The sequence below is a fragment of the Corynebacterium marquesiae genome, assembly GCF_030229635.1.
GTDB classification, from domain to species: domain Bacteria; phylum Actinomycetota; class Actinomycetes; order Mycobacteriales; family Mycobacteriaceae; genus Corynebacterium; species Corynebacterium marquesiae.
In genome coordinates, this window is sequence record NZ_JASPII010000015.1 from 42669 (window position 1) to 58621 (window position 15953).

The following is a 15953-nucleotide window of genomic DNA, read 5'->3' on the forward strand; positions in this document are numbered from 1 at the left end:
AGGACATGACCTCCTATCGCCGCTTCGGCCACACAATTAAAGAGCACCACCTAGAAGTCCCGTGGGATTATTCCAATCCCCACGGGACTTTTGGGCTTTACGCCCGCGAAATCATTCCGCCCGGCGGAGAGGACCTGCCTGCGCTGCTTTATCTTCAGGGCGGGCCTGGTTTCCCAGCACCCCGGCCGCTGGCGCCTACGGGGTTGATTGGCAAGGCGCTAGAGCGCTATCGCGTTATCCTCATGGATCAGCGGGGCACCGGCCGCTCGCACCGTATTGATGCACTTAGCCCGGCCGCAGAGCGCACCGCCAAGCACTTGGCGTTGCTGCGCCAGGACAATATCGTCCGCGATGCCGAGCGCCTGCGCGAGCACCTCGGCCTCGAGAAGTGGTCGCTGTTCGGACAGTCTTTCGGCGGCTTTTGCATCACCGCCTACCTCTCCCAGGCGCCGGAGCGCGTCGAGCATGCTTTCTTCACCGGCGGCATCCCCACCTTGAAGGGCGCGGACGATCTCTACCGCGCTACCTTTAGCAAACTTAAGGCCCGGCAGCAGCGGTTCTACCGCGAATTCCCGTGGGCGCAGGGCCGTATCGAGGAGATCATTTCCCACCTGGACAATTCAGATGAGCGGCTACCTACCGGTGAGTGCCTGTCCGCGCTGCGCTTTCGTACCATCGGCATCGAGCTCGGCCGCGGCACCGGCCTCGATTCGCTTGCCTATCTGCTCGAAGAGCCCTTCCGCACCGTGGCGGGGGAGAAGCGGTTGCGGGGTGATTTCCTGGCGGACGTCGGCCAGCGCGTGAGCTTTGCGGGCGGCCCGTTATATGCCGCCATTCATGAATCCATCTACGGCGGCGCCGGTGGCCAGGCCACTACGAACTGGGCGGCGCACCGCGTGCGCGAGGAGTTCCCCGAGTTTGCCGAGTCCGGTACGTGGCTAACCGGCGAGCACATCTTTCCCTGGCAGTTCGACGAGGACCCAGCTTTGCACGCGTTTGCCGACGCCGCCCATGGCCTCGCCCGCCATGAATTCTCCCCGCCCTATGCGTTGGGCGAGGTGCCGACCACAGCCGCGGCCATCTACGTCGATGATATTTTCGTCCCGCTCGAGGAGTCCTTGGCTACGGCCGCGCACCTGGGAGACCTGCGGCCGTGGGTTAGCAATGAGTTCCAGCACAACGGCATTAGAGAAGACGGCGCAACCATCTTGGGCAGGCTCTTTTCGCTTATCGACGATCACTAGCGTTTCACTTTTTCCTATGCGAAAATACTAGTGACCAATACGATTTTTAGGGAGAAGCAATGATCGCAACTATGGTTGTAGTCCTCATCGTGCTGATTATCCTGGGCACCCTTTTTGATGGCTATTTCATCGTCCGCACCCGGGAAGCCGCCATCTTGGAGCGTTTAGGTAAATTCCAAAAGGTGGCGCATGCCGGCCTGCACTTTAAGCTGCCGTGGGTGGACCGTGTGCGCGATAAGATTTCGCTGCAGGTGCGCCAGCTGGATGTGATGGTGGAGACCAAGACGAAGGACAATGTTTTCGTCCAGATCCCTGTCGCCGTGCAATACGAGGTAGTCCAGGGCCGCGAACGCGAGGCGTACTACATGCTCTCCAATCACGAGCAGCAGATTGTGGCTTACGTCCAGGACAATGTTCGTTCCTCCGTAGCGAATATGAACCTAGATGATTCCTTCTCCTCCAAGGACACCATCGCCCGCAATGTTGCGGCCTCCCTGCGCGACAACATGGCCGAATATGGCTGGAACTTCGTCAATACCTTGGTTACCGATATTCGCCCCGATTCCCGCGTGCGCGAGTCCATGAACTCCATTAACGCAGCGCAGCGCGAGCGCGAGGCGGCCGTCGCCCAGGCGGAGGCTGAAAAGATCCGCGTGGTGAAGGAGGCTGAGGGTGCAGCCGAGGCGAAGAAGCTGCAGGGCCGCGGCGTCGCCGACCAGCGTAAGGAAATCGTCGAGGGCATTGCCCAGCAGTACGAGATGCTTCGCGACGCCGGCGTGGAAGAGTCCCCCGAAGCCCTCATGCTGGTCTCCCAGTACCTCGACGCAATGGTCGACGTCTCTCACAACGGCCAGGCGTCCGTTCTCTACATGCCCTCCAACCCGCAGGGGATGGGCGATCTTTTCAGCGGTATGCGCGACGTGCTCATGGCCAACCGTGCACTCGACTCCGCCGAGGAGCCGTCCCAACGCCGTCGCCCGCAGCCTAAGAAGCCTTCCCGTGCTGAAGAAATCGAGCGCGAATCTAAGCGTCAGGCCGAACGTGCTAAGCGCGAAGCCATCGCCGCTTCCCAGCGCGCTGAGCAGCAACGCTCCGAGAACCAGCAGGCAGAGCCGCAGGCGCAGCAGGGCCAGCACTCCACCGCGCAGCCCCAGGCTGCCCGCGAGTACTTCCAACAGCTGCGCGAGCAACTGAAAAGCGAGGACTAGCCCTGAGCATCGATAACCTCTTTGATGCCTATACCTCGCAGCGTGGTATAACCCGCCGCGCGGAGGTGATCCCCGATCACGAGTGCCAGGTCTTCGCTACCGACGGCCATTCTGACTCTGGTCGTGATGCGTTAAACGCCGCGCGCGACCTTGTCCACGATGTTCTTATGGCCGATGACACGCCGAGTAGCGCTACCTCGCAGAGGCAGCGCTAACGAACCCAGCGGACCTTGCCATTGACTCGGGCAAGGCGCCCGCGCAGTGGCGGGGCATTGGGATCATCTTGGTTGACCCCGTTGTGGTAGGGGCAGCACACCGTCAGGTTCTCCATATTGGTCAACCCGCCGTGTTTCCACGCCTTGAGGTGATGGATCTGGGCCTTGTCCGCCGGGTGGTTGCACGGCGGCCACGGGCAGGTGGGATTTTCGGCCGCGGCCATCTGCCGCTGTTTCTCGGTGGCGTAACGCGACGTGCGATACAGGTTGACTGGGCCCTTGACGGGGTGGATAAGGGTGGCTAGACCATGCTCGGTGAAGGTGCGCTCGACCAGCTCGGCGCCGGTAATGGTGGCGCCATTCGTTAGGCGCAGGGTGACTTCTTCACCATCGCCGTCCAAAATGCGGTCCAGCGCGTTGAGCGGGATGATGACATTGGTTGTGGTGCGCGCGGAAGGGGCGCCCGAGCCGCGAAGGAGATCGCGTAGGGAATCGAGTGGGCGGTCGGGGTCGAGCGCGGCGTCGAACTCCGCGAGGAAGGCCGACGGGGCAGTAATCCGCATCGTCCACGGACCATTCGGCCGGCGCAGCAACTGCACTCCCTCGCGGGGCGGCATGCGACGCGGGCGGAGGTCGCGCAGGCGCTGCTTGGCGCGGCGCGCGATTTCGGAGGCTGGCCCGCGCAGGCGGCATAATTCTACGCGCAAGTTCCAGGCATCACGTTTACTGCGCAGCCGGGAGACGTATTTTTCGATGAGCTTGAGCGTTACGAGGTCGTGGTGGCGGGCGGCTGTAGCCGCGTGGCGTTGCTTGCGGCTAAAGCCGGTCGTGCCGAAATAGACTTCGGCCATGGCGCGCAGTTCGCGCGCTTCCACGTCCGGCAAACCAAGCTCGAGAAGGGCGCGTTCAGGCATGCCGTGGGCCTCGGCGAGGATGTCCATCGCCGAGGCAATATTGGTGGCATAGGCCTGCAGTGCGCTCATAGCTGCAACTTTAAGCAGAGCCGGCGGGCGAGCTGAGGCGAAGACGTCCGCAACTGTGGATAACTTGTTTAAGCGTCAACTTCCCCAGTAGCCCGCAATGGCAAAAAGGTACGAAACGAGCAGGCGCTTAATCTCTACGACCACGGCATCAAAGTCGTCCGAGTCGCCCGCAGTTGCGCAATTGAGCTGCGCGACGACGCTGTGGATAAGGGAGCTGGCCTGGTCAATGCGCTCGGCATCCGCGGCGGTGTCGCGCCGAGTGAGATCGCAGGCGAGGTACAACGCACCGACGGGTGCCCCGGCGCTAGCTAAGACCCTTCATCACGCGGGCGACGTGGCCGGTGGCCTTGACGTTGTAGTGCGTCTGGCCGATGGTGCCATCCGGCTCGACCAAGAAGGTGGAGCGGATAACGCCCTGGACGACCTTGCCGTAGTTCTTCTTCTCCCCAAACGCGCCGTAGGAGGTCATGACAGACTTATCTGGGTCCGAGAGCAGCGGGAAGTTGAGCTCGTGGTCCGCGCGGAACTTCGCCAGCGCCTCCGGCTTATCGGGCGAGATACCCACGACGGCGATATTGAGATCATTGAGCTGTTCCAGGGAATCGCGGAAATCGCAGGCTTCCTTGGTGCAGCCCGGGGTATTGGCGCGGGGGTAGAAGTAGACCAGTGCGCGCTGGCCTGCGTAATCGGCGAGGGAAACGGTGTTTCCGGCGTCGTCGGCAAGCGCAAAGGCAGGGGCGGTATCTCCAACATTCAAACGGTTTTCAGTCATAGTTTCCACCTTACTTACCGCCCGGGCTGCACGCTTTTGGGCTGGCGGGGTAGAATGACCCCGTTAAGAGCGAACCTAAGTTAAGAGGAGAACTTCGTGGCACGCAATATTGAAGACATTCAGCGCGATATCGAGCGCACCCGCCGCCAGCTGGCCGGCACCCTGGACGAGCTGGCACAGCGCAGCAACCCGCAGAACTTTGCCAACGAGGCTAAGAACGCGGCTACCGATAAGCTGCAGGACCGCAACGTGCAGATGGCTCTGGGCGGCGTCGGCGCCGCTGTGGTTGGGCTGATTGCTTTCTCGGTCTTCCGCTCTCGCCGTCGCAAGAGCGACCTGAAGGAGCTGCAGCGCCTGCTGTCCGAGCGCCACTAAAATATGGAAGTCCTCGCACACTGCGGGGACTTTTTTCGTAGGCTGGGTTGGGATGAAGACACCAATCCCTTTTTATTTGCAGGAAATCCTCACCAAAGTGCGCGATAATCGCGACGGTGCCGTGGCGGATTATATTCCGGAGCTGGCCAAGGCTGAGCCCGAATACCTCGGTGCCGCGATGTGCACCACCACCGGCCACGTCTACTCAGCGGGCGATGATGAGGTGGAATTTACCCTGCAGTCCTTGTCCAAGCCGTTTGTCTACGCACTGGCGCTGCAGGAGCTGGGCCTTTCTGCGGTGCGTGAGATTGTGGGCATGGAGCCTTCGGGGGAGGCTTTTAATGAGCTTTCGCTCAACCGTGATGATCACCGGCCGGTCAACCCCATGATTAACGCGGGCGCGATTGCGGTCACGCAGTTAATTAATGGCGTGGATTCGGAGCCGGCCGAGCGCGTGGAGCGCCTGCGCACCTATTTCTCTCGGTTGGCGGGACGCGATTTGCTTATCGACGCCCCCATGCGCGACTCCGAGCTCGAAGTCAGCGACCGCAACCTCTCCCTGGCGCATATGCTGCGCAATTACGACATCATCCAGGATGAGGCGCACGATGCGGTGTCAACCTATATCGAGCAGTGCTCGATTGTGGTGACGGTACGGGACCTGGCCGTGATGTCGGCAACGTTGGCGAATGGCGGCGTGCAGCCGGTGACGGGCGACAAAATTTTGGACGCGGACGTGTGCCGGTTGACGCTATCGGTAATGAGCTCGGCCGGCATGTACGACGGCGCCGGACGGTGGATGGCCGAGGTGGGTATCCCGGCGAAGTCGGGCGTCTCGGGCGGTCTGTTGGGCACGCTGCCGGGCCAGTTGGGCGTGGCGACATTCTCGCCGCGACTGAACAAGGAAGGCAACTCGGTGCGCGGGGTGGATGCGTTCAAGCTGCTGTCTAAGGACATGGGCCTGCACCTGATGTCTACGGATGAGCGCTATGGCGTAAACCCGGTGCGTAAGGTGGAGCAGGATGCGGAGCTGACCGTCATTTATCTGCAGGGCTTGATCAACTTCAACGCGGCCGAGACCATCTTGTACGAGCTGATGGAGTCAGATTTTGGCGAGGGCACGGTGGTGCTCGAGCTATCGCATATCACCGGTACAAACCGCATGGGCCGACGCATGCTGAAGGAGGGGCTGCGCCGCATCCGCGAGTCCGGCTTTGATATCGCGATCGTGGATCCGGATGGAGAGCTGGAAGATCGCACCATGTCGGACGGTACCCAGGTGCCCAAGGGAGAGCCGGAAGACTACATGATTAACGGTGAACCCGTTTAGGTTTGGATTGCCTTACTTAATCAGGTTAGGATGTCCTATGTAAGGCCTTTCGCGTTAGCCGCGAGGGCATCCAACGACCAAGGACTAAAAATGGCTCATACCCCCTTCAAGGTGATGGCGGTTGTGGCGGCATCGGCAACCGCACTCGTCGGCTGCGGCGCAGCTGAGGAAGTAACTGGCGGCTCCAGCGGCGATGCTGAGTTCTCCTTCACCGATATCACCGGCCGTGACGTGGAATTGGATAAGGCTCCCGATCGCGTGATTTTGGGGGAGGGCCGATCGCTTTTTGCTACCGGCGTACTCAATACCGATAATCCGCTGGACAAGGTCGTTGGTATCGGCACGGACCTCAAACAAAACGTGCCGGATTACTACAACGCGCTGGAAAAGGAGCTGCCCTCCGTCAACGAGGTGCCAGAAATCGGCGGCTTTACCAAGGGCGATGTCACCGTGGAAAAACTCGTGAGCCTAGACCCGGACCTCATTGTCCTCTCGCTGGATCAATATGATGCCTCCCGCGAAGCTGGTCTGACCGACAAGATGGACCAAGCTGGCTTGAAGTATGCGGTCACCGATTTCCGCCGCGACCCGCTGGAGAATACGCCCAAGACTATGGACATCTTCGGCGAGATCTTTGGCCAAGAGGATCGCGCTGAGGAATTTAACTCGGATTGGCAAAAGACCGTGGATTTGGTCGAGGACCGCGCAGAGAAGGTAAAAGATAAACCAAAGACTTTCGTTTGGAGAGCAGCAGGTGTGTCCGATTGCTGCGGTTCCTGGAACGATTCCAATATCTCCCAGCTGGTCAACGCGGCCGGTGGTGAGAATATCGGCGATAAAGTCATTCCGGGCGAGTCCGGCACAATCACCCCGGAAAAGGTCCTGGAATCTGACCCGGATATGATCATCGCCACCGGTGGCGATTGGTCCGAGATGAAGGACGATGAAGGCCACCCTGTCGGATACGCTGCAGTGGGTTACGGCATTGATGAAAAGGAAGCCAAGGGCAGCATTGCGAAGCTTCCGGAGAAGCAGGCCGGCTTCGATAAGCTGCGGGCGGTTAAGGAGCATCACCTGCACAGCATGTGGCACCAGTTCTATAATTCGCCGTTTAACTACCTGGCACTGCTGCAGGTAGCGGAGTGGATCGACCCGGAGGCGTATACCGATATGGACGTCGCCAAGCAGTGGATGGATGCGCAAGAAAAGTACTCGCCGGTCTCTGGTGAGGGAACCTTCTTTAGCACCAACTAATGGAGGGCGCAGAGGTAGCCGCCCTCGCGCGGCAACATAAGAAGTTAACCTGGCAACGCATAGGCATCGTTGCGGGCCTGACCCTGATTGCGGCCGCCGCATTTGTCATTAGCAACTTCGTCGGTGCAATTGATATCAGTCCTGGCGAGGTAATAAAGGGCATTGTGAATCCCGCGGGTCTGGAGGACCAGACGCGCACGGTGCTGTGGCAACTGCGCCTGCCTATGGCCGTGATGGCCGTGCTTATCGGTATGGCCTTGTCCTTGGCCGGCGCGGAGATGCAGACCATCCTCAATAACCCGCTAGCCGAGCCGTTTACCCTCGGCATTTCTGCGGCCGCCGCGTTTGGCGGCGCCACCTCCATCGTGCTCAAGTGGCAGCTGATTGCGCAGCCGCAGTTCAACCTGGCGCTGATGGCGTGGCTTGCTGCCGCGGTGGCTACGGCCATTATTGTTATCGCGGCCGTCATCCGTGGCGCGAAGGCAGAAACCATGGTGCTGCTGGGCATCGGCTTGGTGTTCTTCTTCCAGGCCATGCTGGCGCTTATCCAGTACCAGTCCTCGGCCGAGGCGCTGCAACAGATCGTCTTTTGGTCCATGGGCTCTCTTACCCGCGCCAATTGGGCGGCCAACGGCGTGCTGGCGGCCGTGCTGGTTATCGCCCTGCCCATTCTGTGGGCGCTGGGCTGGCGCCTTACTGCTTTGCGGCTTGGCGATGCCCGCGCCACCGCCATGGGCGTTAATACCTCCCGCCTGCGCATCGTGGTGCTCATCGTGGTGTCGCTCGTCGCGGCGACGACCGTGGCCTTTGCCGGCATCATCGGTTTCATTGGTCTGGTCGGCCCGCATATTGCCCGCATGCTGGTGGGCGAGGACCAGCGCTACTTCTTGCCGGCCTCAATGGCGGCGGGCGCGGCCGTGATGTGTGCCGCGCATGCGGTCAGCCTGATGATTAAGCCGGGCCTGGCTATTCCCATTGGTATCGTTACCTCGCTTTTGGGCGTGCCATTCTTCATTGCCATCGTCATGACCCGAAGGAGGGCACTGTGGACGTAGAACTGACTATTTCCGGGCTGAGTGCGGCCTATGGCAAGCACCGCGTGCTGGAGTCCGTGGATGTGGAAAAACTCCACGGCGGGCAATTGGTGGGCCTGCTGGGGCCGAATGCCTCCGGCAAGACCACGCTTATCAAGTCCCTGGCCGGCGTCCACCGCGGCTGCCAGGACGAGGTGGATTTCCGCGTCGATGGTACGGCCCCGCGCGGCAAGCGCCGCCGGCAGCTCATCGGCTACGTGCCGCAGGATCTCACGAGCACGGCCGCGCTGCGGGCGTTTGAGGCAGTGCTGATCTCTGCGCGCCGTGAAGCCTGCGAGGACCCGATTACGCGCACCGGTGAGGTGCTGCACTCGCTGGGGCTGGACGCGATTGCCTCGCGCTACCTCAACGAGCTTTCCGGCGGCCAGCGTCAGCTGGTGGCGGTGGCGCAGATGTTGGTGGGCAACCCAGGCCTGATGCTTCTCGACGAACCTACCTCCGCCCTCGATCTCCATCACCAGATCTTTGTATTGGACGAGGTGCGTGCCAAGGCGAAGCGTGACGGCAGCCTGGGCTTGGTGGCCATCCACGATATTAACCTGGCTGCGCGCATGTGCGACCAGCTGGTAGTGCTCAAAAAGGGCCATATTCGCGCCCAGGGCAAACCTTCGGACGTTCTCACGGGAGAGCTCGTGGAAGGTGTGTATGGGGTAGAGGCGGACGTCGTCCAGCATGGCGGCGCTCCACTCATTGCCCCGCTGCGGGTGAGATAACAAAAAGGCCGGGCTATTGCCCGGCCTAATTTTTTAACTTAAATTTTTAAGTGGTGCGCCATCAGGGAATCGAACCCCGAACCCACTGATTAAGAGTCAGTTGCTCTGCCAATTGAGCTAATGGCGCATTGTTGACTTCCTGCCGTGTGGCTCTCTGTGCAACGAGTAGATACTCTAGCAGCCATTCTTGAAAAGTGTAAAATCGCCTGGTTATGGCGTGTTTTTAGGGGTCTATAACGAATTGGTTAATGCCTGAAGTGGCTTCTGGTAATTGCTGGAACGAGACGCTAATCTAAATTGGTCTTTGAAAGCAGCAATTACGTGTCTAAGGGCAACTCAGTGAAACATTCCCTCCCTATTGCGCGCCGCCTCATCGCGGCCGCGGGCGTTGCGTGCATTTCCCTAGCCGCCGCCTCCTGCTCCTCTGATTCCTCTGCCGAGGATCAAACCGCTGACCAAGAATCCACCGTCGCCGCGAGCGCGAGCGGCGCGAAGGATGGAGGCAAAGAGTCCGAAAAGAAAAAGGACGGCCTGAAGGTTTCCGTAAAGGACGGGGCGCAGAACGTAGACCCGTCGAAGCCGGTAACGGTGGAGACCTCCGGCAAGCTCAAGAGCGTCACCATGACCAATGAAATGGGCGTGGAAGTCAAAGAAAAGCTCTCCAAGGATGCCAAGACTTGGTCTACTGCGGAGGACATGGGCTATAACCACACCTATTCCATCGTCGCCTCCGATGTGGATGGCAATAAGAAGAACCTAAGCTTTTCCACCCCGCAAGCAGCGGGCGTAGCCGAAGTCTCGCTTACTCCGATCCCGGACTCTGAGGTGGGCGTAGGCCAGGTCATTGGTGTGAACTTTGGTGTGCCGATTACGGACCGCAAGGCAGCTGAAAAGACCATTACTGTGACCACCAACCCAGAGGTTAAGGGCGCTTTCTACTGGGTCAACAACCAGGAGGTGCGCTGGCGTCCGAAGGACTACTGGGAGCCAGGCACTAAGGTTGAGGTGAAGGTGGACCAGTACGGCAAGGACCTAGGCGGCGGAATCTATGGCGGCGAGAACGCCAAGACCAATTTCACCATTGGGGACCGCACCGTTGCGATTATTGATAACGCCACCAAGACCATGAAGGTCTTCAAGAATAAGAAGTTCTTGCGCGCCATCCCGGTCTCGCTAGGCCGCGATTATCAGTACGATACGCCGAACGGGCGCTACATCATCGGTGACGAGTACCCGCAGCTGCTGATGGACTCTGAGACCTTCGGCCTTTCCTACGCCGAGGGTGGGTATCGCACGACCGTGGACTGGGCTACCCAGATGTCCTATTCCGGTATCTATGTCCACTCCGCTCCGTGGTCCGTATGGGCGCAGGGCAATACCAATACCTCCCATGGCTGCATCAACGTGACGCCGGAGGCCGCCCAGTGGTTCCAGGAGACGATGAAGCGTGGCGACGTGGTGCGCGTGTTCAATACCTACGGTGAAACGCTTAATGCGCTGGATGGCCTAGGTGACTGGAATATGTCCTGGGACGAGTGGTCCAAAGGCAACGCAGACGCCAATCAGTAGCGCCCAAGAGCGGCGCAGACGATGAGCGCATGGCTACAGTGGTGGCCATGCGCTTTTCTGTTTTAGACCGCGGGGCGGCCGGCCCGCTGGACCAAGTGGCTGAGCACGCGCGGCACGTGGAGAGGCTTGGTTTCCGGCGATTTCTGGTGGCCGAGCACCACGGTGTGCCAGGAATTCCGGTAGGCCAGCCGGGTATGTTGGCGGCGCACGTGGCGGCGCACACGCAGCGCATTCGGGTGGGAACGGCCGGCATCATGCTGTTGAATCATCCGCCGTTTCTGGTGGCCGAGCAGATTAACCTCCTCGAGGCGCTGTATCCCGGGCGCATCGATATTGGAATTGGTTCCTCTGTTGGCTTTACCGGCCCGGTGCGGCGGGCACTGCGCCAGGGGGAACCGGCTGAAGTGAAGCAGCGCTTTGAGACGGAGCTGGAAACGCTGTTGCGCTACCTGCGCGGCGAGGAGGCGGTGACGGTGCGGCCGGAGTATGCGGGCACTCCGATCTACGTCTTGGCGGGCTTTCGATCGGCCATGGTTGCGGCCAAGATGGGGCTCGGCGTCATCTTGGGTGGTCCGGTGGCCACGCAGGAGGCAGCCGCGCGGGTGTATCGGGAGCATGCGCTTGCCGATGCCCCACCTATCATCTCCTCGCTCAATATTGCCGTTGCCGATACGTCCGCGGCCGCCCGTGATCTGTTGTTACCGGAGGCCTATGCCAAGGCACTCGCGCAATCTACCGGCGAGTTCGCGGCCCTGCGGCCTGCAGGAGAGCTGGACATGGATGCGCTGACGGGGCAGCAGCGCCGGCGCATTGAGGAGGCGCTGGCCCATGACATGTGGGGAACGGTGAGGGAAGTGGGGGAGGAGCTTAGGGGCGTCGGCAAGCGGCTGGGTGTTAGCGAGTTTGTGGTGACCGGAGACATGCCAGATGTGGCCGGTCGGGCGCGTTCGGAGGAGCTGCTGGCGAGCATGCAGGCGGAAAACTGAAAAGGCCCGAGCACAAGGCTCGGGCATTTGGGGTGGCTGACGGGGCTCGAACCCGCGACACCCAGGATCACAACCTGGTGCTCTACCAGCTGAACTACAGCCACCATCGCTGCGTGAAAGCAACGAGATATAGGTTAACTCACGCCGCCTAAATTACAAAAACGCCTGGTAATCAGCGGTGGTTTCGGCCTTGATCTCCTCCGCCTCGGGGGAGGTGGGGCCCTCGTCGGTGCGGAAGACGCTGCGGCGGTAGAAGTCCAGCTCGCGGATCGATTCGATAATGTCCTGCAGTGCGCGGTGGGCCATGCCCTTATCGGGCTGGTTGAAGTAAGCGCGCGGGTGCCACCGACGGGCAAGCTCCTTGATGGTGGAGACGTCAATCATGCGGTAGTGCAAGGCGCTATCGAGCCGCGGCATATAAGCGCGGATGAAGGTGCGGTCCGTGGCGATGGAATTGCCGGCTAGGGGAGCGGGGTGCTCCGGATCGCAATGCTCATTGATGAGCGCGAGCACGGCATCCTCGGCTTCTCCGATGGAGGTGGTGGACTCGCGGATTTCCTTATCTAGCCCAGACTTAGCGTGCATCTCGGTGACGAAGGAATCCATCTGTGCCAGTTCATCCTCGGTGGCATGGACGACGAGGTCGATGCCCTCGCCTAGGATATTGAGGTTGCTATCGGTGATGACGGCAGCGACCTCGACGATGACGTGACGTTCGGGGTCCAAGCCCGTCATCTCCAAATCGATCCAGACGAGGCGGTCGTGTTTTGCGGCTATCTCGGAATGTGGCATGCGGTCCATTCTACGCCCGCGTGCTTTTACCCCTGTATGGGGTACGAACCGGGCTGCCCTGTAGGGGCGATTGCTACTGGACAACGCAACCTTTTAAAGAGTGTGGCACTGTGCTGCATAAAATTAATAGGTGATTTGCCTCACTTGTAGATGTGAGTTACGGCATACTTTGGTTAATCGCTCTTCATCCCGGAGGTGCGACAGACTTAGGAGAGACCAGATGGCAAACTTCCTCGATGCCCTCAATACCGTAATTTGGTCCCCCGTCTTGGTGTTTTTATGCCTCGGCGCGGGTATTTATTTCACCGTGGTGACACGCGGCCTGCAGGTGCGCTGTTTACCGGACATGCTCAAGCAGATCGTTAACGGAGAAAAGTCCGCGGATGGCGTGTCTTCCTTCCAATCCTTGATGGTCTCGCTCTCTGGCCGCGTGGGTGTGGGCAATATCGCCGGCGTGGCCACGGCTATCGCCTTCGGTGGGCCTGGTGCCGTGTTCTGGATGTGGGCAGTGGCGCTTTTGGGCTCGTCCACCTCGTTCATCGAATGTACGTTGGCTCAGATTTACAAGGAAAAGGATCAGGACACCGGTGAGTACCGCGGTGGGCCCGCCTATTACATCGAAAAGGCCTACAAGCACACTAAGGCCGCGCCGTTCATGGTGGTCTACGGCATCGTATTTGCCGTCGCCATGATCCTGGCGACGAGTTACTTCCTGCCGGCCATCCAAGCCAATGCGGTGGCCGCTGCGGCCGATACCGCCTGGGGTATCAACTCCACCTGGGCGGCCGTCGTCCTCGCGGGCATCCTGGCCATCATCATTATTGGTGGCGTCAAGCGTATCGCGAACTTCGCCACCATTGTCGTGCCCTTTATGGCGCTCATTTATATCGTGATTTCCGTGGTGGTTATGTGCATGAACTTCTCGCAGATTCCGGAGGTCTTCGGGCTCATCTTCAAGTCCGCATTCAATATGGAAGCCGGATTCTCCGGCATGCTGGGTGCGGCCATTATGTGGGGTGTGAAGCGCGGCATCTACTCCAATGAGGCTGGCCAGGGTACCGGCCCGCAGTCCGCGGCGGCTGCCGAAGTCTCCCACCCTGCGAAGCAGGGTTTTGTGCAGTCCTTCGCGGTGTACGTTGATACGCTTTTTGTCTGCTCGGCCACCGCGTTCATGATTATTTCTACGGATATGTACACCGTCTTCCGCGGCAGCTCCGAGGACGGCGAAGTGGTCTACAACGGCTCGCTTCCTGATGGCGTCGAGGTCGGCCCCGGCTACGTGCAGTCCGGCCTCGATAGTGTTTTTGCCGGCTGGGGCCCAACCTTCATTGCTGTCTCCATTGCCTTCTTCGCCTTTACTACGGTCCTGGCGTACTACTACATGTCCGAAGTCAACCTGACCTACTTCAACCGTTGGGTTCGCTCGCGCACGGCCCGCCGTGGCCTGATCTGGGTTCTGCGCGCACTGATTATTGTTTCTGTCATCGTTGGCGCCACCACCACTCCGGGTGCGGCGTGGGCGCTGGGCGATATCGGCGTCGGCACGACGGCATGGCTCAATATCATCGCTATTCTTTTTCTGCAGGTCCCCGCCATCAAGGCACTCAAGGACTACGAAAAGCAGAAGAAAGCCGGCAAGGATCCGCAGTTCGACCCAGAAGCTTTGGGCATTAAGAATGCGGACTTCTGGGTAGAGCGCAAACGAACACGTGGCGAGGGCGGCGTGCTCAAAGACAAAGACAAGGACTTAGAAGGCGCCGGGGCCTAGCCCATCTTGGCGTAGAAGCTGCCTACCAGCGGTGCAATCACCGGGGTGGGCAGCACCTGGCTGAGGGTATTCATCGCTTTAGACAGAGGGCCGGGCACCACGCGGCGCTGATTGCGGCGCATGGCCTCGATGGTTTCTTGGGAGCACGACTCGTAGGTGGTCCACAAAAAGTCCGGCACCACCTTGTCCACGATCGACTGGTCTTCCTCTGCGATGGTGGCCTCGCGCACTGGGCCGGGGGCAAGCAGGGTGCACGAGACGCCGGAGCCCTTCAGCTCATAGTGCAGGGCCTCCGTAAATGCATTGACGCCCGCCTTGGTGAAAACGTAGGTGGCGTTATTAGGAATGGGAATATTGCCCGCGGCAGAGCCGACATTACAGATGGCGCCGCTGCGGCGAGGCAGCATCTGCTCCAAGGCGGCTCGCGTGAGGTGGTGGACGGCAGTTCCATTGAGCTCGAACTGCGTCGTCTCGTATGACCAGTCCTGGTCCATGAAGGGGCCGAAGCTGGCGATGCCGGCGGAGTTGACCAGGATCGACACCTCGCGGGTGGCGATGGTCTCGGCCACGCGGGCGACGTCGTCGGCTACCGCTAGGTCCGCCGGCAGGGCAATGGCCTCGATATTATGGCGCTGCTCGAGCTCGGCGGCGATGGACTCCAGGACCTCGCGGCGGCGGGCCACAAGGATGACGTTATATCCCAGTGCTGCGAAATCCTGCGCCATGGCCTTGCCAATTCCTTGGCTGGCACCCGTAACGAGGGCATAAGACGTGCGGGAAGGGGCGGGAAGTGACATGGTTAAGCCTTTCCGGAGTGGGGGCATGGTCAGTCCTAGCGTAAACAAAAAGCCTTGAAGCGGCGAGAAACTCGACGCCTCAAGGCTTTCGCACGGTGCCCCCAGCAGTGTCTGAGTTCATGACATATTTGACAGTCTGTGGCTGAGGGAATCGTCGTGATGCTTGACAGGTCAGCCGCGACATATTTGACGCTTAGGGCTACCTTACCGTGTCGGGTGATGCTTGACTGGTGAGTCGGGACATGTTTGACACTATGAACAGTCCTAATCGCAATATGGCTATTGTCCGAGCAGTCCGTGAGCAAAAGCGCAGCCCGTCAAAGGTAGCTAAACACTTTGGTATTTCCCGGCAGCGCGTCTATCAAATCCTCAACGCTTTTGATGCTGGTGGCGCGCAAGCCGTCGCGCCGAAATCCCGTGCCCCGCATACTCATCCGCAGGCCGTGCCAGATAAGTTGCGGGCAGAAATTGTTACCATCCGTCGCCAACTCACCCGTCATGGGCTTGATGCCGGTCCGGAAACTATTGCCTTTCACCTTGAAAGAGACGGAAAACGCAGCCCTTCTACTTCTACGATTCGACGTATCCTGGCTAAAGAGGGGCTTATTAGCCCGGAGCCGAAAAAGAAGCCCAAAAGCTCATTTATCCGCTTTGAAGCAGCCATGCCCAATGAATGCTGGCAGGCAGACATCACCCACATCTTCCTGGCTGATGGCACCAGAGTAGACGTCCTAGATTTCCTTGATGACCACTCACGTTACCTACTGTCAATTACCGCTGCCAGCGCTTTTACTGGCCCACAGGTAGCTGCAGAGCTCACTCGGTTGATAACAACCTATGGTCCGCCGGCGTC

At 60.0% G+C, this 15953-nt stretch carries 16 protein-coding genes and 2 tRNA genes; 11 read left to right on the plus strand and 7 right to left on the minus strand.

The window, feature by feature from the left end; translation table 11 throughout:
- Positions 1–5: 5 nt before the first annotated feature.
- Together QP971_RS09660 and QP971_RS09665 are read left to right on the plus strand one after the other, a co-directional pair.
- Entirely contained in the window at positions 6–1244 is a 1239-nt protein-coding gene (locus QP971_RS09660) for an alpha/beta fold hydrolase (protein ID WP_284811563.1), read from the plus strand.
- A gap of 59 nt (positions 1245–1303) precedes the next feature.
- Complete coding sequence (locus QP971_RS09665; RefSeq protein ID WP_049377268.1) at positions 1304–2452, plus strand: SPFH domain-containing protein; 1149 nt, start codon at positions 1304–1306, stop codon at positions 2450–2452.
- Between the two features lie 211 nt (positions 2453–2663).
- Here QP971_RS09665 and QP971_RS09670 read toward each other — a convergent pair whose 3' ends face one another.
- From QP971_RS09670 to bcp, 3 genes are all read right to left on the minus strand, one after another.
- Positions 2664–3650 (minus strand): HNH endonuclease signature motif containing protein, encoded by a 987-nt coding sequence (locus tag QP971_RS09670; RefSeq protein ID WP_284811561.1) that lies wholly within the window; start codon positions 3648–3650, stop codon positions 2664–2666.
- Between the two features lie 75 nt (positions 3651–3725).
- A complete protein-coding gene (locus QP971_RS09675; RefSeq protein WP_284811558.1) occupies positions 3726–3932 on the minus strand; it encodes a hypothetical protein in 207 nt (68 codons plus the stop codon).
- A gap of 22 nt (positions 3933–3954) precedes the next feature.
- The gene (gene bcp, locus QP971_RS09680) at positions 3955–4422 is read right to left on the minus strand and encodes a thioredoxin-dependent thiol peroxidase (RefSeq protein ID WP_284811556.1); all 468 of its coding nucleotides are present in this window, start codon (positions 4420–4422) and stop codon (positions 3955–3957) included.
- 96 nt (positions 4423–4518) lie between these two features.
- Here bcp and QP971_RS09685 point away from each other — a divergent pair, with 96 nt between their 5' ends.
- The 5 genes from QP971_RS09685 (at position 4519) to QP971_RS09705 (ending at position 9188) form a co-directional block, all read left to right on the plus strand.
- On the plus strand, positions 4519–4797 hold the full coding sequence (locus QP971_RS09685) for a DUF3618 domain-containing protein (RefSeq protein ID WP_049377261.1): 279 nt from the start codon (positions 4519–4521) through the stop codon (positions 4795–4797).
- Positions 4798–4849: 52 nt separating this feature from the next.
- Positions 4850–6127 (plus strand): glutaminase, encoded by a 1278-nt coding sequence (locus QP971_RS09690; protein ID WP_049377260.1) that lies wholly within the window; start codon positions 4850–4852, stop codon positions 6125–6127.
- 90 nt (positions 6128–6217) lie between these two features.
- Positions 6218–7381 (plus strand): ABC transporter substrate-binding protein, encoded by a 1164-nt coding sequence (locus QP971_RS09695; protein ID WP_284791467.1) that lies wholly within the window; start codon positions 6218–6220, stop codon positions 7379–7381.
- On the plus strand, positions 7381–8436 hold the full coding sequence (locus tag QP971_RS09700) for a FecCD family ABC transporter permease (protein ID WP_284791466.1): 1056 nt from the start codon (positions 7381–7383) through the stop codon (positions 8434–8436). Before QP971_RS09695 ends, QP971_RS09700 begins: the two co-directional genes overlap by 1 nt.
- Positions 8427–9188: an ABC transporter ATP-binding protein gene (locus QP971_RS09705; RefSeq protein ID WP_284811554.1), complete on the plus strand. Its 762-nt coding sequence runs from the start codon at positions 8427–8429 to the stop codon at positions 9186–9188. Before QP971_RS09700 ends, QP971_RS09705 begins: the two co-directional genes overlap by 10 nt.
- Positions 9189–9239: 51 nt before the next feature.
- Here the strand turns inward: QP971_RS09705 and QP971_RS09710 are convergent.
- A tRNA-Lys gene (locus QP971_RS09710) sits at positions 9240–9315 on the minus strand.
- A 212-nt stretch (positions 9316–9527) separates the two neighbouring features.
- Here QP971_RS09710 and QP971_RS09715 point away from each other — a divergent pair.
- Together QP971_RS09715 and QP971_RS09720 are read left to right on the plus strand one after the other, a co-directional pair.
- Positions 9528–10757: a L,D-transpeptidase gene (locus tag QP971_RS09715; protein ID WP_284811552.1), complete on the plus strand. Its 1230-nt coding sequence runs from the start codon at positions 9528–9530 to the stop codon at positions 10755–10757.
- A gap of 29 nt (positions 10758–10786) precedes the next feature.
- Positions 10787–11743, plus strand: coding sequence for an MsnO8 family LLM class oxidoreductase (locus QP971_RS09720; protein ID WP_284788923.1), 957 nt, complete (start codon positions 10787–10789; stop codon positions 11741–11743).
- A gap of 28 nt (positions 11744–11771) precedes the next feature.
- Here the strand turns inward: QP971_RS09720 and QP971_RS09725 are convergent.
- Together QP971_RS09725 and orn are read right to left on the minus strand one after the other, a co-directional pair.
- A tRNA-His gene (locus tag QP971_RS09725) sits at positions 11772–11847 on the minus strand.
- 49 nt (positions 11848–11896) lie between these two features.
- Entirely contained in the window at positions 11897–12544 is a 648-nt protein-coding gene (orn, locus tag QP971_RS09730; protein ID WP_284767087.1) for an oligoribonuclease, read from the minus strand.
- A gap of 211 nt (positions 12545–12755) precedes the next feature.
- On the opposite strand from orn, the gene QP971_RS09735 reads away from it, so the two are divergent.
- Complete coding sequence (locus QP971_RS09735) at positions 12756–14303, plus strand: alanine/glycine:cation symporter family protein (RefSeq protein ID WP_284811550.1); 1548 nt, start codon at positions 12756–12758, stop codon at positions 14301–14303.
- Here the strand turns inward: QP971_RS09735 and cmrA are convergent.
- Complete coding sequence (gene cmrA / locus QP971_RS09740) at positions 14300–15100, minus strand: mycolate reductase (protein WP_005327278.1); 801 nt, start codon at positions 15098–15100, stop codon at positions 14300–14302. The genes QP971_RS09735 and cmrA overlap by 4 nt on opposite strands.
- A gap of 254 nt (positions 15101–15354) precedes the next feature.
- On the opposite strand from cmrA, the gene QP971_RS09745 reads away from it, so the two are divergent.
- The coding region (locus QP971_RS09745; RefSeq protein ID WP_284839643.1) for a helix-turn-helix domain-containing protein at positions 15355–15953 on the plus strand (599 nt) is incomplete at its 3' end.